Annotated in this window: 14 protein-coding genes; 8 read left to right on the top strand and 6 right to left on the bottom strand. The window is 61.5% G+C overall.

What is annotated here, in order from left to right; translation table 11 throughout:
* Positions 1-43: 43 nt before the first annotated feature.
* The gene (locus OU694_RS09380; protein ID WP_308910742.1) at positions 44-2,800 is read right to left on the bottom strand and encodes a TonB-dependent receptor; all 2,757 of its coding nucleotides are present in this window, start codon (positions 2,798-2,800) and stop codon (positions 44-46) included.
* Positions 2,801-3,235: 435 nt separating this feature from the next.
* On the opposite strand from OU694_RS09380, the gene OU694_RS09385 reads away from it, so the two are divergent.
* Genes OU694_RS09385 through OU694_RS09395 form a run of 3 tightly spaced genes read left to right on the top strand, consistent with a single transcriptional unit; the run spans position 3,236 to position 8,313 of the window.
* Positions 3,236-4,828: a sodium:solute symporter gene (locus OU694_RS09385; protein WP_308910743.1), complete on the top strand. Its 1,593-nt coding sequence runs from the start codon at positions 3,236-3,238 to the stop codon at positions 4,826-4,828.
* A 12-nt stretch (positions 4,829-4,840) separates the two neighbouring features.
* Entirely contained in the window at positions 4,841-6,688 is a 1,848-nt protein-coding gene (locus OU694_RS09390; RefSeq protein WP_308910744.1) for an alpha-amylase family glycosyl hydrolase, read from the top strand.
* Positions 6,689-6,690: 2 nt separating this feature from the next.
* Entirely contained in the window at positions 6,691-8,313 is a 1,623-nt protein-coding gene (locus OU694_RS09395; protein ID WP_308910745.1) for an alpha-glucosidase, read from the top strand.
* 84 nt (positions 8,314-8,397) lie between these two features.
* Here the strand turns inward: OU694_RS09395 and OU694_RS09400 are convergent, their stop codons facing one another.
* Positions 8,398-9,441, bottom strand: a complete 1,044-nt coding sequence (locus OU694_RS09400) for a LacI family DNA-binding transcriptional regulator (protein WP_308910746.1) — start codon at positions 9,439-9,441, stop codon at positions 8,398-8,400.
* A 209-nt stretch (positions 9,442-9,650) separates the two neighbouring features.
* Here OU694_RS09400 and OU694_RS09405 point away from each other — a divergent pair, with 209 nt between their 5' ends.
* Genes OU694_RS09405 through glpD form a run of 4 tightly spaced genes read left to right on the top strand, consistent with a single transcriptional unit; the run spans position 9,651 to position 15,502 of the window.
* The gene (locus tag OU694_RS09405) at positions 9,651-10,373 is read left to right on the top strand and encodes an ABC transporter ATP-binding protein (RefSeq protein WP_308910747.1); all 723 of its coding nucleotides are present in this window, start codon (positions 9,651-9,653) and stop codon (positions 10,371-10,373) included.
* Positions 10,370-12,760 (top strand): ABC transporter permease, encoded by a 2,391-nt coding sequence (locus tag OU694_RS09410; protein WP_308910748.1) that lies wholly within the window; start codon positions 10,370-10,372, stop codon positions 12,758-12,760. Before OU694_RS09405 ends, OU694_RS09410 begins: the two co-directional genes overlap by 4 nt.
* Before the next feature lie 19 nt (positions 12,761-12,779).
* Positions 12,780-13,997 carry an efflux RND transporter periplasmic adaptor subunit gene (locus tag OU694_RS09415; protein ID WP_308910749.1) on the top strand — a complete coding sequence of 406 codons (1,218 nt, stop codon included), beginning with the start codon at positions 12,780-12,782 and terminating at the stop codon, positions 13,995-13,997.
* Entirely contained in the window at positions 13,994-15,502 is a 1,509-nt protein-coding gene (gene glpD, locus OU694_RS09420) for a glycerol-3-phosphate dehydrogenase (RefSeq protein WP_308910750.1), read from the top strand. The genes OU694_RS09415 and glpD overlap by 4 nt, the downstream gene beginning before the upstream one ends.
* Here the strand turns inward: glpD and OU694_RS09425 are convergent.
* The 3 genes from OU694_RS09425 to OU694_RS09435 all read right to left on the bottom strand — a co-directional run bounded on the left by OU694_RS09425 (position 15,480) and on the right by OU694_RS09435 (position 18,228).
* Complete coding sequence (locus tag OU694_RS09425) at positions 15,480-16,685, bottom strand: putative porin (protein ID WP_308910751.1); 1,206 nt, start codon at positions 16,683-16,685, stop codon at positions 15,480-15,482. The two genes, glpD and OU694_RS09425, sit on opposite strands and share 23 nt — an antisense overlap.
* Positions 16,686-16,747: 62 nt before the next feature.
* Positions 16,748-17,182 (bottom strand): DUF1330 domain-containing protein, encoded by a 435-nt coding sequence (locus OU694_RS09430; protein WP_308910752.1) that lies wholly within the window; start codon positions 17,180-17,182, stop codon positions 16,748-16,750.
* Positions 17,183-17,259: 77 nt separating this feature from the next.
* On the bottom strand, positions 17,260-18,228 hold the full coding sequence (locus OU694_RS09435) for a PEP-CTERM sorting domain-containing protein (RefSeq protein WP_308910753.1): 969 nt from the start codon (positions 18,226-18,228) through the stop codon (positions 17,260-17,262).
* A gap of 11 nt (positions 18,229-18,239) precedes the next feature.
* Here OU694_RS09435 and OU694_RS09440 point away from each other — a divergent pair, with 11 nt between their 5' ends.
* Positions 18,240-20,300, top strand: a complete 2,061-nt coding sequence (locus OU694_RS09440; protein WP_308910754.1) for a methyl-accepting chemotaxis protein — start codon at positions 18,240-18,242, stop codon at positions 20,298-20,300.
* A gap of 26 nt (positions 20,301-20,326) precedes the next feature.
* Here the strand turns inward: OU694_RS09440 and OU694_RS09445 are convergent, their stop codons facing one another.
* A complete protein-coding gene (locus tag OU694_RS09445; protein ID WP_308910755.1) occupies positions 20,327-21,910 on the bottom strand; it encodes an ABC-F family ATP-binding cassette domain-containing protein in 1,584 nt (527 codons plus the stop codon).
* Positions 21,911-22,032: the final 122 nt, after the last annotated feature.

A 22,032-nucleotide genomic window follows, 5' to 3' on the forward strand; every position in this document is an offset into this window, starting at 1 on the left:
ATACCAGCGGGGGCGATTTTTAGAGAAGCACGCTTCCCAGGCCTTACATCTTGTAGGTCAGACCGAAGAGGAAGGTGCGGCCATAGTTCTGGAAGTCGCGAACCTGCCGGGGGTCGTTGTTATAGTAGGAAATGAAGGGCTCATTCGTCAGGTTGTTCACCTGGAACAGCAGCGACAGGCCCTCGATACCTACTTCCGACAGATCATAGCCAAGCTGGGCGTCAACGATGGTTTCAGGCTTCACGTCCACAAGGGCGCGCGCGAGGCTGAGGGTCGAAACCTCGCCAAGGAAGCTCGAACGGTGACGCAGGCTGGCGCGGGCCTGGAAGCCATGCTTTTCGTAATAGATGGTGCCATTGAGCACGGTCTTCGAAAGGCCCGGCATCTTGATCGGGTCGCTGTCCGGCGTCTCGCGGATCGAACTCTTGGTGAAGCTCGCCGAGCCGAGCACCCCGAAGCCGTCAAGCGCTTCCGAGAACATCGAGAAAGGCACGCTCATCGAAAGCTCGACACCGTAGATCTTGCCGCCGTCGATATTGCCCGGACGCTCGATGAGGCCGGTGTTCGAGGCTGCGTCGTCGATCCCGGCATTCGCGAGAATGTCGGTGAAGTCATACTCTTCAAAGGTCGTGAACGGGAAGCTCTGAACCTTCTTGTAGAAGCCCGCCACCGAGGCATAGCCGCCTTCACCGAAGTAGGTTTCATAGGCCAGATCAAACTGCCAGGTCTTGAACGGCTCAAGGCGCGGGTTGCCGCCCTTACCACGCACGATACGGGTCGTCTGGTCGTAGCCAAGTTCGAAACCGGCATTCATCTGGTCCATGCGGGCACGGGCCAGAACCTGCGCGACGCCAACGCGGATCTTGTTGTCGTCATTGAGGTTGAAAGCAAGGTTCATGCTGGGCAGGAAGTCCCAGTATTTGATGCCGTCGGTGACATCGATGAGCTGGACAACATTCACACCGTTTTCAGCGACGACACGAACTGCCGAACCGGTCGACATCTGGTCTGTATGCACAGCCTGCACGCCGACGTTACCGGTGACCGGCAGCTCGCCGAGCATCGTGTCGATATTGGCCTGAACATAGAAGTTCGAGACTTTCTCTTCGACAAGCCAGCTGTTGGTGGAACGCGAAAGTTCGCTCTCGGACGCATCCGTCTCGTTATAGGCACCCGACTCGTAAAGTGCCCGGGCATCGAACGCGATCATGTTGCCCATGCCGATGAACTCAAGCGAAGTCGGGTCCAGCAGCAGCTCGGACGGGATCGCAACATCCGCCGGATATTGCTTCAGCGTCAGGTAATATCCATTGTCGTCGAGGCTCTTGGTGCGCTTCGAGTAACGCGCGCCATATTCGATCGACGACAGGAAGCCGTTGTCGATCGTCTGTTCAGCGCTCAGGCGCACCGCCCACAGCTCGTCATCAGTTTCAGGCGCGTTGATGAAACCATCCTGTGCGTCAGCCGAAGGATAGGCACCAGCATCCACGAGGCCCTGACCCCACGAAAGCGGACCGCCGAGCCGGATGAGGTTCGGGTCGGAATAATCAAGGTCATGGGTGAAGATGGCGCTGCCATCCGGCGTGATGGTGAAGCCGATATTGTCGACAGCACCATTGCCCGACCCACGACCGGTACCGGCGTAAATCTCGGTGTTGCGCTCGCTGCGATCAACGCTCGAATAGCTGAGGTCGGCTTCAAGGTGCCAGGTTTCGCTCAGCTCATACTGCGTGTTCCAGCCGAGGGCCAGGGTCTTGGCCTTGCGGTCCACGAAGTCGTTACGAACCACAACCTCGGCACCATTGAACTGGCCTTCGGTGATGAGGCCGTTGTCTGCCGTCCAGCCGTCCTGCAGTTGCGCGCCCGACCAGGACAGCGGAATTTCGATGCCGCGCAGGGTCTGCTCGTCATCGAATTTCGAATAGTAAGCGTCGATCGTGGTGCTGAAGGCGCTGTCATGCGGTGCATATTCGAGCACGCCGAGGAAGCCGTCGCGGGTCAGTTCGTTCGATTTCACATAGGGCTTGGCGCCACCGATGACGAGATTGCCGTCGGCATTCGGGTTGTCACTCGGGAAGCCCCAGGCGTTCCAGCGTTCTTCCTGCGTCGGCGACAGCATGCGGGCATAGCCGAGTGCGAGACCGATGGTGTCGTCCGCGAACTGGTCGACATAGGAAACGCTGCCGCGATAACCCCAGGCCGAGGTGCCCGAGTTGAGGGCGCCGAGATCGGCATATTCAGCGCGGGCGTTCACCACAAGTGCCTGCTTGCCATAAGCGAGCGGCTTGATGGTCTGCAGGTCGACGGTACCGCCGACTGCCTGACTGGTGAGGCTCGCGTCGGGGGTCTTGTAGATGACAACGCCGTTGATCAGTTCCGACGGATACTGGTCATATTCCACGGCGCGGTTGTTATTGGCCGAAACCTGTTCGCGACCATTCAGCGTCGTGGTGGTGAAATCGGGGGCGAGGCCACGGATCGAGATCACGTTGGCGCGGCCGTCAAGGCGCTGGGCGGCAAGGCCCGGCAGGCGCGCGATCGATTCGGCGATCGAGGCATCGGGCAGCTTGCCGATATCTTCCGCCGAAATGGCTTCAACAAGCGAGCTCGACGCGCGCTTCTTTTCAACCGACGACAGGATCGAGGCACGGATACCCGTGACGACGATCTCGTCCAGTTCATTTTCATCGGCGCCCTGATCCTGCGCCGAAACACCACCCGTCACCGCAAAAGCAAGCGCGGCACCGGTCGCCACACCGGCCAGCAGCCGAATGCGGAAATCCTTCCTAGTCGTTTCCATGACCCTCTCCGAAGAATGCACTTTTTTCCCTCCCGTGCCGAACCGTTCCACCCGATTTGAGGGGCAGCGAAAGACAGCGCACACCCCCTTCCGGTCTGCTCTGCCAACGTTCGGCCGTTTGCAAAAATTATCCAACATATTGCAAAATACAAGCTGATTTTTGAAATTTGTTACAGTCTTTGCAAAAGTTTGCATTGCACAAAAGATTAGACCAATTTTGCCGCAATGCACAAAAAATGGCTGAATTCTAAGTTTTTTGTTGATTTACCATATGAGTCCTGATCCATAATGCGCCACAAGATCGACCAGGCATTGGTTGAAACGTTTTGCAAAAACGATTGGTAATTTTGCAAAACCATAGAAACAGCAAGCCGCTCCGGGCGATGCTTGCAACAAGGGGCTGGACCGCCACAGCGCGGCCAGGGGAGTGAATCGATGGTGTCATCCGCCAGTGCCATGCTCGGCAGTCTCGATTATTCGATCATCGGCATCTATTTCAGCGCCATTTTCCTTCTCGGCATCTGGTTCGCCAAGCGGTCCCATTCGGCCGAGGACTATTTCCTTGCTGGCCGCAAATCGACATGGCCGATCATCGGCCTGTCACTTTTTGCATCCAACATTTCAGGCACCACGCTCGTCGGGCTGGCGGGCGACGCCTACGCCACCGGCATCTCGGTCTATAACTACGAGTGGCTTGCCGCTGTCATTCTCGCCTTCTTCGCGATCTTCGTACTGCCCTTCGTGCTGCGCTCCCGCGTCTTCACGATGCCCGAATATCTGGAACGTCGCTACGACAAGCGGGCGCGGGTCTATTTCTCGGTACTCACCCTGTTCCTCACCATTGTGATCGACACGGCCGCCACGCTCTATGCCGGCGGGCTGATGCTGAAGCTTTTCTTCCCCGACACGCCGATGTGGGTGACGATCACCGGCCTCGCCACCTTTGCCGGCGCCTACACCATCGCCGGGGGTCTCGCCGCCGTGATGTATACCGATTCGGTGCAGGCGATCATCCTGCTGATCGGCTGCACCGTCATTTCTGTCATCGCCTATAATACGGTCGGCGGATGGGATGCGATCACCGCTGCTGTGCCGGAAACGAAACTCAGCCTCATCCGCCCGCTTGATGATCCGGGCATGCCGTGGCTCGGCCTCCTACTCGGGGCGCCGCTCCTTGGCTTCTATGTCTGGTGCAACAACCAGTTCATGGTGCAGCGCGTGCTATCGGCCAAATCGATTGAACATGGCCGCTGGGGGGCGCTGTTCGGTGGCCTCCTGAAGCTGCCGGTGCTGTTCCTGATGGTACTGCCGGGTACGGCCGCGATCATCCTGTTCCCGGAACTCGAACGCGCCGACCTCGTGTTCCCGACACTCCTGACGCACCTCTTGCCCACCGGCCTTCTGGGCCTCGTGCTTGCAGGCTTCCTTGCCGCGATCATGAGCCAGGTGACCTCGACCGTGAACTCTGCCGCGACGCTCGTGACCATGGATTTCATCAAACCGCGCTGGCCGGAACTGAAGGCTGACCGCATGGTCGCCGTCGGCCGCCTTGTCACGCTTTGCATCCTGCTCGCCGCCATCCTCTGGGCGCCGCAGATCGGCAAGTTCGATTCGCTTTTCAAATATCTGCAGAAGATCCTGACCTATGCTGTGACGCCGACCGTGGCGCTCTTCATCATCGGCAGCTTCTGGCGCGGCGCGAATGCGACGGGTGCGATTGCCACGCTCAGCCTCGGCACATTGGCCGGTGCCATCTGCTTCGTGCTCATTGAGGTCACCGGCACCTTCCACCTGCACTTCCTCTATATGGCGCCGATCCTCTTCGCCTTCTCGTGCCTTGTGCTCGTGACGGCCAGCAGCCTGAAGCGCGGCTCGGAAGTCTCCGACGTCGAAAATTATGTATGGACGGTTGCCGGCTACCGCGCCGAGACCGAAGCGCTGAAGGCGCTGCCCTGGTGGCAGAATTACCGCCTGCACGCACTCGCGCTCACCGCTATTGCCACCGTCATTGTCATCTCGTTCCGGTAAGGGGGTTGCCGAATGAATAGTCAGAAGTTTCTCAAGGGTGCCTTTGCGGGCGTATCGCTCGCTGCCCTTCTCGCGGCCTGCAGCCCGGAACAATCGACCGGGCAGGCACCTCCCGAGGCAACTGAGGCCGCCAAGGTTTCAAGCCCGGCGGACCGTCCGGCAACGGATGAAGTGATCTATTTCGTGCTGCCTGACCGCTTCGCGAACGGCGACCCGGCGAATGATCGCGGCGGGATCGCTGGCGACATTGCCGACCATGGCTTCGACCCCACCCACAAGGGCTATTTCCACGGCGGCGACATCAAGGGGATCACCGAGAAGCTTGATTATATCGAAGGGCTTGGTGCGACCGCGATCTGGATGACACCGATCTTCAAGAACAAGCCGGTGCAGGGCAACCCGGGTGACCAGTCGGCGGGATATCACGGCTACTGGATCACCGATTTCACCCAGATCGATCCGCATTTCGGCACCAATGACGACCTGAAGGCGCTGGTGGCGGCGGCGCACGCGCGCGGCATCAAGGTGATTTTCGACATCATCACCAACCACACGGCGGACGTGATCAAGTATCTGGAATGCGCAGGGCCTGATACCGGCAAAGTGATGCCCGAACAGGCCGACTGCCCGTACCGCCCGCTCGGCGAGCCCAAATATACAGCTTACGTGCCGGCAGCCGAAGCCGGGATCAAAAAGCCCGAATGGCTGAATGACACGCGCTATTATCACAATCAGGGCAATTCGACCTTCAAGGGCGAAAGCAGCCTCTATGGCGATTTCGCCGGGCTTGATGATCTGGATACCGACAATCCCGAAGTCGCCGCGAAAATGGCTGATATCTACAAATGGTGGATCAGCGAGTTCCGCATCGATGGCTTCCGCATCGATACCGCGCGCCATGTGAATGATGAATTCTGGCAGAGCTTCGCGCCCGCAATCATCGAGCACGCCAAGGCCGAAGGCCTGCCGAACTTCTATATGTTCGGCGAAGTCTATGAATTCACGCCAAAGCAGCTCAGCCATTTCACCAATGTGGCGAAGCTGCCCGCCGTGCTTGATTTCGCGCTGCAGTGGACGATCCAGAAAACCATCGTCGGCATCCCCGATGCCGGGAACCAGCAGGCCATTTTCTCCACGGGCTTCCAGTCGGAAGCCACTCCGAAGGCCGGTTTCGCCCCCACTCAGGCGCTTGCCGACCTTTTCGATGGCGACATCGAATACACAGGCGCCGCCGGCAAGTCAGCGACCTTCCTGCCCACCTTCCTCGGGAACCATGACATGGGCCGCTTCGGCTTCTTCCTGCGGCAGGCACACCCTGATGCTGACCCAGCCCAACTGCTGAAGCGGGCGGAGCTTGCGAACGCACTTCTCTTCTTCGCCCGCGGCGTGCCCGTCATCTATTATGGCGACGAGCAGGGCTTCACCGGCGATGGTGGCGATCAGGCTGCCCGCGAGAATATGTTCCCGAGCCAGGTCGACAGCTACAACGACAATGTGCTGATCGGCTCGGATGCGACCACCGCCGAGGATAATTTCAACCCCGACCATCCGCTCTACCGCCAGATTGCGGCGCTCGCTGCCGTCCGCAAGGCCGAGCCTGCCCTGATGCGGGGCAACCAGCGGACGGTCGCCGCCGGGGACACACCCGGTATCTTCGCCTTCGACCGCACAGATCTGGCATCAGGCAGCGAGCTGGTCGCGGCGATCAATACAAGCACCGAGGAAGCAAGTGCCGTTCTGGCGGTTGCCAACCCCGACGGGCTTACCCCGGTTCTTTCAAGTGGCATGGCTGAACTCAGCCCCGACGGCACGCTTCGCCTCGCGCCCCTTTCCTACATTCTTTACCGCCGGACGAACTGATCATGACCGCACCCGCCCGCACCCATCCCGCTGCTGACGCCGCACCCGACATTGTCTGGTGGAAAGGTGCGGTGATCTACCAGATCTATCCGCGCAGCTTCGCCGACAGCAACGGCGACGGCATCGGGGACCTGAAGGGCATCACCGCCCATCTCGATCATGTGGCAGCACTTGGCGTGGACGGCGTCTGGATCTCGCCTTTCTTCAAGTCGCCGATGAAGGATTTCGGCTACGATGTCGCCGATTACTGCGATGTCGACCCGATCTTCGGCACGCTTGCCGATTTTGATGAACTGCTGGCCCGCGCCCACACGCTGGGGCTGAAGGTGATCATCGATCAGGTCTATTCCCACACGTCCGCCGAATGCGAATGGTTCAAGGAAAGCCGGTCTTCGCGCGATAACCCGAAGGCCGACTGGTATGTGTGGGCAGACGCCAAGGCCGATGGCACCCCGCCCACCAACTGGCTGTCGGTATTCGCCGGCCCCGCCTGGACGTGGGACGCCGGGCGGCGGCAATATTATCTCCACAATTTCCTGTCTTCGCAGCCGGACCTGAACCTGCATAACCCCGAAGTGCAGGAAGCCGTGCTTGCCACCGCGCGCTTCTGGCTCGATCGCGGCGTGGATGGCTTCCGACTGGATGCCACCAACTTCTATATGCATGATCCGGAACTGCGCGATAACCCGCCCTACTCCGGTGCGGCCACGCGCGAGACCTACACCTTCAACTTCCAGGAACAATGCTATAACCAGTCGCACCCCGACATCCTGCCGTTCATTGAGCGCTACCGGGCGCTTCTGGACAGCTACGGTGGCGACCGGTTCACAGTGGCCGAAATCGGCGGCCGCCGCGCCATCGAGGAAATGAGCGACTATACGAAAGGCAACAACCGCCTTTCGACCGCCTATAGCTTCATCTTCCTCGAATCGCCCGAGCTTTCAGCCGGTGTCATCCGCAAGGCGCTTTCTGACTGGGACGCTGCGACCGACGCCTGGCCCTCGTGGACCTTCTCGAACCATGACCGGCCCCGCACGCTCGGGCGCTGGGGCAAGGAAGCTGATCCCGGCACCTTCGCCCGCACCATGAACATGCTGCTCCTCAGCCTTCGCGGCACCATCTTCCTTTATCAGGGGGAGGAGCTCGGCTTGCCGCAGGCCGACGTGCCCTTCAACCGGCTGCAGGACCCGGAAGCGCTCGCCAACTGGCCGAAAACGCTTGGCCGCGACGGCACCCGCACGCCGATGCCGTGGAAGGCCGACACACCGTTCGGCGGCTGGAGCTGCGATCCGTGGCTGCCGCTCGACCCGCGCCATATTGCCCTTGCCGCCGATGTGCAGACGAAGGACCCCACTTCGACGCTCGCCTTCACCAAGGCCCTCCTCTCCCTGCGTCGGAGCCATCCTGCCCTGCGCGTCGGCGGCCACCACTTCCTTGACACGCCTGAGCCGATCCTTGCCTTCACACGGGAAGCGGACGGCGAAACGCTCCTCTGCGTTTTCAACCTGTCGAACGGGGATGTGCGCTTTGAAGGCGAGACCGGGAACGTGCTGCAAACCAGCGGCAACTGCGACCCGGCAACCGGCGCCATGGGGCCGTTCAGCGGCTGGATTTCAAAACTGTGATATCACCCCGGACTTGATCCGGGGTCCACGCCTGCAACAGCCGAAACTGGATGCCGGGTCAAGCCCGGCATGACGGATGGAGAATCAAGCCCCGCAGGATTCGCGGACGATCAGTTCGGTGGGCAGGAGGGCGGAGCGGACACGGTCCCCTGCCACACGGCGCAGGATTTTGGAGACGAGCAGCCGCCCGGCCTTCGCCACGTCCTGTTTGATCGTGGTCAGCGCCGGGCTTGAATAAGCAGCCACATGGATATCGTCATAGCCGACGACGGACACATCCTTCGGCACCTGGATGCCGTTGCGGACAAGGCCGCGAATGGCGCCCATGGCGATCATGTCGGACGCCGCCACGATGCCATCAAGCGCGGTATTTTCCTCGAGTAGCACCTCCACCGCTTCCATCGCCGATTCGGGGAAGAAGTGGGCAGGCCGCACCAGTTCGGGCCGCAGTTTGATGCCGACGTCGGCAAGCGCCGCCTTGTAGCCTTCGAAGCGAAGCGCGGATTCAGGGGCATCGGTATCACCCAGAAAGGCGATCCGCGATCGGCCAAGGCGGATCAGGTGATTGGTGGCACGGTAGCCGCCCTGCCGGTTATCGGACCCGACTGAACAATAGGCCTGATCCTGCATATGCGCCCCCCACACCACGAAGGGCGTGTCGGTGGCAGCGAGCGCGTTGAGCTGCCGGTGCAGCGTGCTTTGGCCGAGGAAAATCAGACCGTCCGTCCGTCCGCCCGAAACAAGCGCGGTCACTGCCTCCACGTCGGTTGGCATCAGGTGCGAAATCAGGAGATCGCAGTCACGTTCCCGGAGCGCGTCGCCGATCCCGCCGATCAAGTCCAGCAGGAACGGTTCCGACAGGCGGCTGTCGCGCCCCTGCGGCGGCGGCACCACGATCGAGATTGTCTTGGCGGGTTCAGCGACTTCGATCCGCTGGCGGGTGCGGCCGACATAATTGTTGGCTTCGGCAATGGCGAGAATACGGCTCCGTGTCCGTTCGCTAACGAGCGAACTGCCGGCAAGCGCGCGTGAAACGGTGGAGATCGAGACCCCGGCGAGTTCCGCCAGATCCTCGAGCTTGTTCAGCGCACCATCCTCACCGTCTTCCGGCTTCACCTTCGTCGTCATTCTGTCCTCGCAACGGGCCCGTCATTGTTTGCAAAATTTTTCAGGGCTTCCCCAAGAGCTTAGCAGGGCAAAACGGGCGATGGAATGACTTTTTGCAAAACAACAGGATACACCCAAAGCGTCCGAAGGCCGCGTCAATCCGCCGCGCTTGGCAATAATGCCGTGCTGCCCATAAGATAGATTTGCAATCGAAGGTCGCCGGGGACGCAATGATGACACGCCGGGAACGGGCCCCCTGTTTCGAAATCGGGGGACTGACCAAGATTTACGGCGAAGGCGAAGCTGCCGTTGCCGCCCTCCGGGGGATCGACCTCACCATCGGTGACGGCGAACTTGTTGTGCTTCTTGGCCCCTCGGGCAGCGGCAAATCCACCTTTCTCAATATCCTTGGCGGGCTCGATGCGCCAAGCGCGGGCCATGTGCGCTTCCACGGCGCCGATATCACGAAATTCGACGACAGGGACCTGACCCGCTGGCGGCGCGACAGCGTGGGTTTCATCTTCCAGAGCTATAACCTGATGCCGGGGCTGACGGCGGACGAGAATGTCCGGCTCGTCACCGAGATCGCGGCCGACCCCATGCCGGTCAGCGAGGCCCTTGAGGCTGTGGGGCTTGCCAAACGCGGCAAGCATTTCCCGTCGGAGCTTTCAGGGGGCGAGCAGCAACGCGTCGCCATCGCCCGCGCCATCGCCAAGCGGCCGAAGGTGCTGCTGTGCGACGAGCCGACGGGTGCGCTCGACAGTGCCACCAGCCGCCGGGTGCTGGAAGTGCTGGTCGATGTCGCCCGGCGCGAGCAGGCAACCGTCATCATGGTCACCCACCATCAGGGCATTGCTCCGATCGCCGACCGGGTGATCCGCTTCCGCGACGGACAGGTGGAAGAGGACGTGAGGAACGATAATCCGCTGACAACGGCGGAGATAACCCTATGATCGCGCTCCTTGCCCGCCTTGGCCTGAAGCCCCGACCGCTGACCCTGAAGCTGATCCGCATGCTCGGCTCCATGCGCCTGCAGGTACTGGCCGTTTCACTTGTCGTCACTGCCGGCACCGCGGTGCATGTGATGATGAACGGGGTGGTCAATTCGCTCTTCATCACGCGCGACACCTATTATGCCGAGGCGATGATGGCGCATCTCTGGGCGCCCGCTGTGCGCATCCCCGGCGGCATCGTCGAAACGCTGGCACGCCACCCGGGTGTCGCCCGCGCCGAGCCGCGCATCGCCGCCGCCGCGATCCTTGATATGCCGGGCGAAACGGCGCCGGTGAAGGCGCGGGTGATTTCCCTGCCCGAAGGCCGCCAGCCCTTCATCAACCGCCTGCATCTCACCGGCGGCCACTTGCCGGACGCCCACACCGACGATCTGGTGATCGCCGACGAGTTCGCCGAAGCCCACGGGCTGAAACCCGGCGACACGATCGAGGCGGTGCTTTACGGCGCCAAGAAGCGCTTCCGTATCACCGGCACCGCCCTTTCGGCCGAGTTTATCTATGCGATCCCGCCGGGTGAGCTGATCCCCGACCCGCGCCGCTTCGCGGTTTTCTGGATGCCCGAACGGGCGGTCTCGCGCGCCTTCAAGATGGAAGGCGCCTATAACGAAATTCTCTTCCGCCTTATGCCCGGTGCGATGGAGGCCGATGTGAAAGCGGCGGCAGACCGGCTGCTGTTACCCTATGGCGGTGGCAACACCTACGGCCGCGATACCCAGCTTTCGAACCAGTTTATCGAAAGCGAGTTCCAGCAACTGAATGTCACGGGTGGCATCATCCCGCCCATCTTCATGGGGGTGGCTGCCTATCTCCTCAATATCGTCGTCTCACGCATCACCGATCAGGAACGCGGCCAGATCGGGCTCATGAAGGCTTTCGGCTACACCGATGCCGCCATCGCCCGCCACTATCTGATCTTTGCTTACGCCATGGTCGCGCTGGGGGTGGCGGCCGGCTTCATCGTCGGCACCCGAATGGGCGGGGGGCTCGCCGAGATTTACCGGGCCTATTACCAGTTCCCGTCGCTTGAATTCACCGCCGGCCTGCCCGTTTACCTGCAGGGGCTGGGGCTCGCCTTTCTGGCCGCCACCGTCGGTGTTTTCATCGCCATGCGCCGGGTGATCGCGCTCCGCCCCGCGGTCGCCATGTCGCCGCCCGCCCCGACGGACTATAGCCACCTCCGGCTCGATAGCCCCTTGTTCGCCAGGCTCGATCAGGGGCTGCGGCTCATCCTGCGGCATCTGGTGCGCTGGCCGGTGCGGTCGGCGCTTACCTGCCTCGGTATTGCGCTTGGCATGACCATCATGGTCGCTGCGCATTCGATGTTCGACGGCGTCAATTTCATGATGCAGCTGCAGTTCCAGTCGCTGAACCGGCAGGATGTGACCGTCGGCTTCATCGAGGACCAGGGCGAGGGCATCGTGCATGAAATGGCAGCCCTGCCCGGCGTGCAACGGGTGGAGCCCTTCTATGCCGCCCCCGCGATCCTCAAGGCCGGCACCTATGAACGGGCCCTGTCGCTGACCGGGCGATGGCCGGATACGAAACTCAGCCTGATGGAAAACGAAGCGGGCGAAGCCGTGCCGGTGCCACCCCACGGCCTTGCTATATCAGCAAGCCTGTCCGAACGACTGCAGGTGGGCGTGGGCGATACGATCCATGTGGAGTTTCGCACGGGTGCGCGCAAACGGGTGGACCTGCCGGTTGTCCACATTTTCACCACCTACATCGGCCTCTCGGCGCTTATCGACCACAATGAGCTTGCCGCTCTCACCGGGCTCGGCCCGCGTGTTTCGGGCGTACATCTGGAAGTCGACCCCGCCCGAATGGATGATCTTTACGCCGCGCTCAAGAAGGCACCGAAGGTGGCGGCAGTCACTTCCAACGCCAATGCCTATGCCGTGATGCGCGCCATGATGGACGAAAACCTGAACACGATGAACCTCTTTAACACCGCTTTCGCGAGCCTCATCGCCTTCGGCGTGGTGTTTTCAAGCGCGCGGATTTCCTTTGCCGAACGGGTTCGTGAGATCGCCACCTTGCGCGTCCTCGGCTTCAGCCGGGCGGATGTCAATCTGGTGCTGCTCGGCGAGCTTGGTATCCTCATCTTTCTGGCGCTGCCGCTTGGCGGTTTCATGGGGCGGCAGCTTGCCGGCATGCTGGCCGCCAAAATGAGCAGCGAGCTTTTCCGCGTGCCCGAAGTGACAGCGCCCTGGACCTATGGCTATGCCACCCTGATCATCGTCATCGCTGCCGCCATTTCGGGCTGGATGGTGATGAAGCAGGTGCGCACGCTGGATCTCGTTTCCGCCCTCAAATATTCTGACTGACAGACAAGGACATGCGACCGTGAAACTGAGCCCGAAACATATCCTGTTCGCCGCCATGGGGGCCGCTGCCGTCGGTGTCATCATCTGGGGCGCAATGCCGAAGCCCGTGGATGTGGCGATGGGCAAGGTGGCCCGGCGCACACTTGAAACATGGGTCGAGGACGATGGCTTCACCCGTGTGAAGGAGCTTTACACGGTCCATGCACCGGTCGCGGGCCGGGTGCTGCGCCTGCCGCTGGAACGCGGCGATACGGTGGTGGGCGGCGAGACCATCGTCGCGACCCTGTTGCCCGCCGACCCGGCCTTTCTGGACGAGCGCCGCGAAAGTGAGGCAGCCGCCACCATCGCGGCCGCCGAGGCCGCTGTTGCGGCCGCCAAGGACGATGCCACCCGCGCCGAAGCCGCCCTGACGCTTGCCGACGCCGACTATGCGCGGGTCGAGCCGCTGGCGGCGAGCGGCACCTATGCCCCTGCCCGGCTCGATGCTGCCCGGCAAGCCCGCGACAGTGCCCGCGCGGCCTTGGCTGCCGCCCGCTCCGCCGTGCGCGCCCGCGAGGCCGACCTTCGGGCCGCCCGCGCCTCGCTCATCGGCCCCGGCAACAGCGGCAAAGCCGGTGGTATCATAGAGCTGCGCGCCCCTGTTTCGGGCAAGGTCCTGACCCTTCTCCATGAAAGCGCAGGGGTTGTGACGGCCGGCACACCGCTGATGGAAGTGGGCGACCCGGACGATCTTGAAATCGTTGTCGACTACCTGAGCCAGCGGGTGGTTAATCTGCCGCCCGGCACCAGGGCGGAAGTGCGCAACTGGGGCGGCCCCGCCTTTCCGGCCCACCTGCGGCTTATTGAACCCAAGGGCTACACCAAATATTCGGCGCTTGGTGTGGAGGAACAGCGGGTGGACGCCGTGATCGATTTCGACACGAAAGATGTTCCGGCAGTGGCGGGCGGGCTGCAACATGGCTACCGTGTGGACGTGCGGCTGATCGTGTCGGCCGATACGAACGCGCTGACTGTGCCCATTTCGGCGCTGGTGCGCACCGGCGGCGATGGCTGGGCGGTGTTCCGGGTGGATGGTGGCCGCGCCCGGCAGGTGCCGGTGAAAGTCGGCGCCATGAACAATGCCCATGCCGCCGTGATCGACGGGCTGGCGGACGGCGATACGGTCGTCCTTTATCCGCCCGAAGGGCTTGAGGACGGCAGCAAGGTGCAACCGCGAAACGGCGAGATCGAGCAATGACCGACAGCATGGACGACCCGTTCGACATTCTCGTCATCGGCGGTGGCATCAACGGCGCGGGGATCGCGGCTGACGCTGCGCTGCGCGGCTTTTCAGTCGCCCTTGTCGAACAGGCCGATCTTGCAAGCGGCACATCGTCTGCGTCCTCCAAGCTCATCCACGGAGGCCTGCGCTATCTTGAATATGGCGAGTTTCGTCTTGTCCGGAAGGCACTGAAGGAACGCGCACGGCTCCTGTCGCTGGCGCCACACCTGATCAAGCCCTTGCGCTTCCGCCTGCCGCACGAACCGCACCTGCGCGCCGCGCCCCTGATCCGGCTGGGGCTGTTCCTTTACGATCATCTCGCCATGCGCGGCAGCCTGCCGGGCTCCACGGGCGTGGATCTGGCAGCAGAGGAAAGCTTCCTGAAACCCGAATTCAAACGTGGCTTCGATTATTCCGATGCGTGGGTTGATGACGCGCGGCTTGTGGTCCTTAATGCCATCGCGGCGCGCGAGGCCGGCGCCTCGATCATGACCCGCACAATGGCAACAGGCGCCCGCCGGCAAGGCAAGCATTGGCATCTGGCGGTCCGTGACCTTGAAACAGGCGCTGAGGGCACACTCTGCGGTCGCGCACTTGTCAATGCATCCGGCCCCTGGCTCGGGCAGGTGGCCGACCGTATCGAGGGCAGCGCCCCCACGGCCGTGCGTCTCGTGGCCGGCAGCCATATCATCGTGCCACGTTTCGCCAGCAGCGAGCATGCCTATATCCTGCAGCATGCCGACGGCCGCATCGTCTTCGCCATTCCCTATCTCGACCGGTTCACTCTTGTCGGCACCACGGACCGCGCCTATTCGGGCGACCCGGCGGCGGTGAGCGCCAGCGAAGCCGAAATCAGCTATCTTCTGGATATCATCGCCCATTATTTCCGCGAGGCACCGACCCGCGCCGATGTGGTCGCAACCTACGCCGGCGTGCGGCCGCTGATCGGCGACGAGGGCACGCCGGCGGCTGCCCTCTCGCGCGACTATAGCCTGCGGCTGGAAGGCGAGAAGGGCGAACCCCCGCTCCTGACCATATTGGGCGGCAAGATCACGACATACCGGGTTCTCGCCGAAGAAGCGGTCGACAAGCTTTCCGAAGCCGTCAACGACCGGCGGCGCGGCCGCACCGCCACGACGCCCCTCCCCGGCGGGGATATCGGCTCGTTTGAAGCAGGTGTTGCCGCGATTGCCGCCAAATATCCCTGGGTTGCCGACGCCACAGTGGAGCGGCTGGTGCATGCCTACGGCAGCCGGGCCGATGCTGTCCTGAATGGCGCCGAGGGCCCCACGGGGCTCGGCACCCATTTCGGGGCAGACCTGTATGAAGCGGAAGTCTGCCACCTGATCAAATCTGAATGGGCGAAAAGCACAGACGACATCCTGTGGCGGCGCACCAAGCTTGGCCTGTCGCTTTCGGATACCGAGGTGGCGACGCTCAAAGGCTGGATCGACGCCTTCAGAAAACGGCCCGGAGGCTGACCTGCAGCTGGTTGGCATATTCCACCCGCGCGAGGCCGTATGCTTCCCGCGCGGGGCGGGACTGGCGGCTGTGGAGGCCTTCAACCCAAAGCTCGGCCCAATCATTGATGCGCCGGGCGGCGGCCAGCGTGACGGCGTGGCCTGACTGGTTGTTGTTGTCGATATTGATCCAGCTTCGGTCGATCACTTCGAAAAGATCGACACGACCGGACACCCGCCAGCCCTCCCCCCGCTCACCCGGCAGGCGGACGCTGAGAAGCGCATAGGCCGAGCGGAAATGCGCGTCCACCGCGCGGCGGTCGGGTTCGCGCTTCAGGGGCCATCCCATCTGTGTCGCCCCTTCCATGCCCTGCAGGATATAATGCCAGTCGCGGCCCATATCGCCTTCAAGGCTGAGGCTCAGGAAGCGCGTATCCCAGCCATACTGGCCGTTTTCAACCTGCTGCGGGTCGGCCCGGTTGCTATAATAAAGCGCGTCGACAACCGGCCCTTTCGGCGGCTGCCAGCGGGCGCGGAGATAATAACCGAGCCGGTTGTCGACCTCGTAAACCGGCTTGGTGTCCCATGCCTGCTCGGGGAAGGCCTCCGGCAGCGAAGGTACCTGGCGCAGGGTGACGCCTTCGAACGCACCGACCATCCGGTCCGTCATCGCCCAGCCGCGCCAGGCGAGGAGCGTTCCTGCCGTATCGTTGAAGCCGAAAAGGGCACCCGACAGCGTCACATCGTGCCCGCCGGCGCGCCAGTGCCAGCTCGCCTCGCTGCCCAGCACCTTCAGTTCCTCGCCAACCCAGCTGTTGATGGCGGACGGCGTGATCGTATAGGGGCTCTGCCAGCCATCGGCCACATTCTCTCGCGAGACGGGCGGGAACATCAGGCCAAAGCGCAGGGAAAGGGCGCGGTCCGGTGTCTGGTAGCGGCCATAGGCCTCGATCAGGTCCAGCCCGCCCTGCACATCATAACGGACCTGAAACAAGCCATCGAACGTGCGGCCAACATAGGGGCGCAGCTCCAGCGAAGCAAAGGCAAGGCGCGCCGCGTTTGCCCCGTCACCAAAGCGCACAAGCGATTGTCCGCCCGCGTGCGCGCCGCTGCCGTCAGCGTCCGAAAGGGTGAGGCGCACATCGGCAACCGTGACAAGGTCAATGCCCGCCTCCGCCGCCGTCGCGGCAGGTGCTAAAGCCATGAGCCCTGCCCCCAGAAACACGGCACACTTGAGAAAACGCCCCATCACGCCCCCGTCGCTCCTCAGAACATATCGCCGCTCAGGTCCGGCGCGAAACGCATCAGGCGGCTGGTCAAAACGGCAGCCTGCCGGTGGACCACCGCGAGCCTGTAGTCGGGGTCGGTGACCATCGCGAGGAAGGCACCCGCATTCGGATACTGGGCGATGAAGACATTGTCCCATTGTTTGTCGTCCGGACCGATCACCATGCCTTCGAACCGCCCACGCCACAGGATGCTGCCGCCAAGCCGCGTGAAAATGGGGCCGGATGCCTTGCCATATTCGGCGTAAGCCTCGGCCCCGGTCAGCCCCTTGCCAGCTAGCGCATGGCCTGCCGGGTAGGCGGCCTCGGCCCGGTAGCGGATCAGGTTCAGCATGTGGATGGGTGTATCGCGCGGCAATGCCTTGAAGGCCTCGAACGCCGCACGATCCGGATCGATATACCGGTCTTCCGCCATGATTGCTCTCCCCCTTACGGATATCGGTAAGGGAGCCTAACAGGTGGTACGCCCGTGCGCCACCGGAGGATCAACCGTCAGGCCGCTGAAGCAGCGCCAAGGGCCTTCCCCCGGCGGTGACGGGCAGCGGCGATCCCTGCAAAACCCATCAACATGAACAGCCAGGATGAAGGCTCGGGGATGTCCGCGATCGTGAAGCTTGCGATATCAAAGCCGTAAGAGTTTTGGTTGCCGTACCAGTCTCGGCCGTCGAGCACTCCGTATTTCTCATACTGGAGGTAAATACGAATCTCCTTGGAGAAAAGGAATTGGTTGCCCAGATCAATCTCTTCACCGCGCACGAGATCGACCCTGTTTCCTCTGTCATTCCGAAGATAATAGAAGCCAAGAAAGCCAAGGTCTGCGTCGATATCCAGAAGGGAGAACTGGTGCCCGTCCTCGCGGTAAATCCGTCCATAATACATTGGGGCAGGCTGCGTGTTAAACAGAAGTGGATCAATCGCCTCTCCCGACGAATGTAAATGAACCCCATCATCATAAAAGTCGAGGTGGCTGGTCGGCGGCGTTTCCGTGACGGTTATGACGAATCCTTTGGTATGCGCAGAGCCAAAATCCTGAACCCCGCCGGGACCGAGTTGAAACAGATATTTGTCACCCCAGATGTCGTCATTCATTTCATAGGTCCAGTGAATGGTCTCGTAGCCACTCACTGCACTCGTTGCAAAAATTGCGAAGACCGCAGCCTTCAACGCAGAAGCAAGCCGCATCTGAATCATTTCCTGACCCCCAATCCAAGTCTGATGGCAAACCACTCCGCGCAACACTGATCGTTTAAAAATTGCATGAAACAACTTGAAAATGCAATGCGCGTTGCAGACGAATAGCCGCCAGACGTGGGCTGGCGCTCTGGTCGACGAACGCTGCTGATGTTGCGCCAACCAACCGGTCACCGCCTGCAATGCCTGAAAGTCGCTCTGAGTTAACTGAATTTTGAGGCAATTCATGCCTATGATCAGGCCACTTTCGAAACACACATACTCTGACATGGTGGCCGCCGATGTTTTCCTCCCTCAAGATCAGTGTCCGTATCGTTTTTTCCCTTATTCTGGTGGCAATTGTGACAGGGCTTTTGATTGCCCTTGTCAATGCCAGCATCCAGTCATCGGTGATTGCACAGGCCGAGGAGCGCGAGCTTCAGGCCTATAACCGACAGCTGCTGGGCATGCTCGAACAGGAAGCCGGCAGCGCCGCAGCGCTTGCCGAGCAAGTAGCATCGATGCCGCTAGTACAGGAAGCGATGGCCAATCAGGACCGTCAGGCCCTTGCGGACCTGTTCGTGCCGGGCTTCGCCACCATGAAACGGGACTATAATGTCGAGCAATTCCAGTTCCATCTGGCACCAGCTGTATCTTTCTTGAGAGTCCACAGACCCGAAAAATTCGGCGACGACCTTTCGGAAATGCGGCCGTCTCTCGTTGAGACCAACAAGGCCGTCAAAAGCGTCAAAGGGCTTGAGTTTGGCGTTGCCGGGCTGGGCGTCCGGGGCATCACCCCGATCCGCTTCCGGGGCCAGCATGTCGGCTCGGTCGAATTTGGCATGTCTTTCGGGCAGCCATTCTTTGAAAACTTCAAAGCACGCACAGGTGCCGAGGTCGCTTTGCTTCTGCTGGACGGGCAAGGCCTCAAGCCTTTCGCGTCGACCTTCCCGGAAAGCATTCTGGACCTTGCCGACGCCACATTGCTTTCTGCCCGGAACCAGCAAGCCATTCTGCAGCACGTCAGCTTCGACACCAGAGAATATGCCCGCATCGCCGCCCCCATTGCCGACTATAGCGGCAAGACGATCGGTATTCTGGTCCTGGGCGTTGACCGCAGCTATTTCTCTGCCCAGCAGGAATCTGCCACCCGTTCGACCATGCTGGTCTTTGCGCTTGCAATTGCTACTGCTGCTGTCCTTGCCTATTTCATCAACCGGTCAATTTCCGGCCCTGTGCTCAATCTGACCAATGTGATGCAGCGTTTGGCTTCGGGTGCGCTCGATACAATCGTGCCGGGCCGCGAGCGGCGCGATGAAATCGGTTCGATGGCCAGTGCCGTCGAGGTTTTCAAACAAGCCAGCATCGAAAAGATCAGGCTGGAGCAAGCCGCTGAAGCCGAACGTGTGGAAGCCGAGCGACAGCGCGAAGAACGGCGCCTTGCCGAACTCGAAGCCGAACGCCAGGCACGCGCCGAAAAAGAAGCGCAGGAAATAGCCGCTGCTAATCAGCGCAAGCGCGACCGTCTGCAGATGGCCGACAATTTTGAACGGCGCATAGGCGACATCGTGAATGGCGTGAGCAGTGCCTCAAGCGAAATGGCCTCAACGGCCGAGATCCTGACGACGATCGCCGGCAAGACGACGGCCGAGACTACCGCCGCGCTCAGTGCCACCAAAACCGCCGAGGAGAATGTGCACTCGGTCGCCAGCGCATCCGAAGAGCTTTATGCCTCGGTGCAGGAAATCAGCGCCCAGCTCGCCAATGCCGCCGAGGTAACCCGTGGTGCCGTGGTGCAGGCCAATACGGCCGCCGAGAATGTGGAATCGCTCAAGCTCGCAGGCGACAAGATCAGCAACGTGATCGACCTGATCAACGACATTGCCGAGCAGACGAACCTCTTGGCGCTCAATGCCACCATCGAGGCCGCGCGGGCGGGAGATGCGGGCAAGGGCTTTGCCGTTGTCGCCAGCGAGGTCAAAACGCTTGCGACCCAGACGGCAAGAGCCACGCAGGAAATCTCCGCCCAGATTGGCAATATGCAAAAGGCGACAGTTGAGACCGTATCCGTGGTTGGCCAGATCACCAAGACGATCGAACAGGTCAATTCGATCTCGGTCACCATCGCCAGCGCTGCAGAACAGCAGGCGGCCGCCACGCAAGAGATCAGCAAGAGCACGCAATATGCCGCTCAGGGCACGATGACGGTCACGCAAAGTATCTCGAGCGTATCACGGCTGACGGACGAGAATGACGCTGCGACGACCGAGGTCCGCGAAGCTTCTTCCGAGCTCGCGATGCAGGCGGAGAAACTGAACGAAGCGCTGAAAACATTCCTTCAGGAAATCCGCAGCGACGCCTGAGGCCAGTATTAGCCGAGGCCGGGGCCTCAGGCCGCCTTGCGGTCGGCCTGTGTGCGGTAGCGTTTATAGTCGAGAAGATTGCCGTCAAACTCGCTGACCGTGCCCTTGTCGATAAGCCAGTAGCTATCGACCACCGTTTCGATAAGCGATGTATCGTGCGAGACGAGCACAACGGCGCCTTCAAACTCCTGCAGCGCGAGAGTGAGCGCGGCCCGCACTTCCAGATCAAGGTGATTTGTGGGCTCGTCAAGCAGCAACAGGTTGGGCCTGTCCCAGATAATCATGGCAAGCACAAGCCGCGATTTCTCGCCGCCCGACATGGTGCCGGTTTCCTGGAACACGGTCTTGTCCGAAAAATCGAAAGTGCCGAGATAGGTCCTGAGCTCCTGCTCGCGCGCCTGCGGGGCCTTCTTCTTCATGTGCCAGAGCGGCGACTGCTCCGGGTCCAGCGTCTCGAGCTGGTGCTGGGCGAAATAGCCGATATTGAGCTTGCGGTCGCGGATCACTTCACCGCCCGCGCTTTCGATCTCGCCGGCGATCATTTTGATAAGGGTCGATTTGCCGGCCCCATTGCGGCCGAGAAGACCGACGCGCGTGCCCGCCCCGATATTCAGGGTGATGTCGCCAAGGATCGATTTGCCGGGATAGCCGGCATCCGCGCCCGTGGCTTCCCAAAGCGTTGTTGCCATCGCATCGGGCTCGCGGAATTTGAAGGTGAAGGGGGTATCCACATGGGCGGCCGCCACGCGCTCCAGCTTCGCCAGCGCCTTGATGCGGCTTTGCGCCTGCCGCGCTTTCGAGGCCTGCGCCTTGAAGCGGTTGATGAAGGACGACATATGGGCGATCTGGCGCTGCTGCTTCTCATACAGCGACTGCTGCTGCATCAGCTTCTCGGCGCGCATATTCTCATAGTCCGAATAGCCGCCGGTATAGAGCGTGAGCGTGCCACCGGCGAGCTCGAGGATACGGTCCACGGTGGCATCGAGGAAGTTGCGGTCGTGCGAGATCATCAGCACGGTGCCGTCAAACGCCTTCAGCCAGTCCTGCAGCCAGACGATGGCTTCAAGGTCAAGGTGGTTGGTCGGCTCATCGAGCAGCAGCAGGTCCGACCGGCACATCAGCGCGCGGGCGAGATTGAGCCGCATCCGCCAGCCGCCCGAGAAGGACGACACCGCATTTTCATGCACGGCTTCATCAAACCCGAGACCTACCAGCAGCTCCGCCGCGCGGCGCTCCACCGAATAGGCGTCGATCCGCATGAATTCTTCATGGATACGGGCAATCTCGAACCCGTCTTCGGCTTCTTCGGCCTTCGCGAGTTCAGCTTCCAGCGCGCGGAGCTCAATATCGCCGTCAATCGCGAACTGCAGGGCCGATTGCGGGCTGCCTTCGGTTTCCTGCGCCACATGGGCGATGCGCCACTTGGCCGGAAAATCAACCGTGCCGGCCTCGGCGATCAGCTCACCGCGCAAAAGGGCAAACAGCGAGGATTTGCCCGCTCCGTTGCCACCCACAAGGCCCATCTTCTCGCCGGCGTTCAGATTGAAGGAGCCGTCCTTGAACAGCAGCTTGGCCCCGCGCCGCAGCGCCACGTCGGTGAAGGTGATCATGTGAGACAGTCCCGTGAATGCAATGAGCAGCGCTTATACAGAGTTCCACGCTGCATCGCACAAAAATATTGCTGTCGCTTTAACGCAAATAAAAAGCCCCGCCAAAAGGCAGGGATTTTAGG

Origin of the sequence: Pseudokordiimonas caeni (assembly GCF_026719705.1) — a bacterium.
Lineage (GTDB): Bacteria > Pseudomonadota > Alphaproteobacteria > Sphingomonadales > Kordiimonadaceae > Gimibacter > Gimibacter caeni.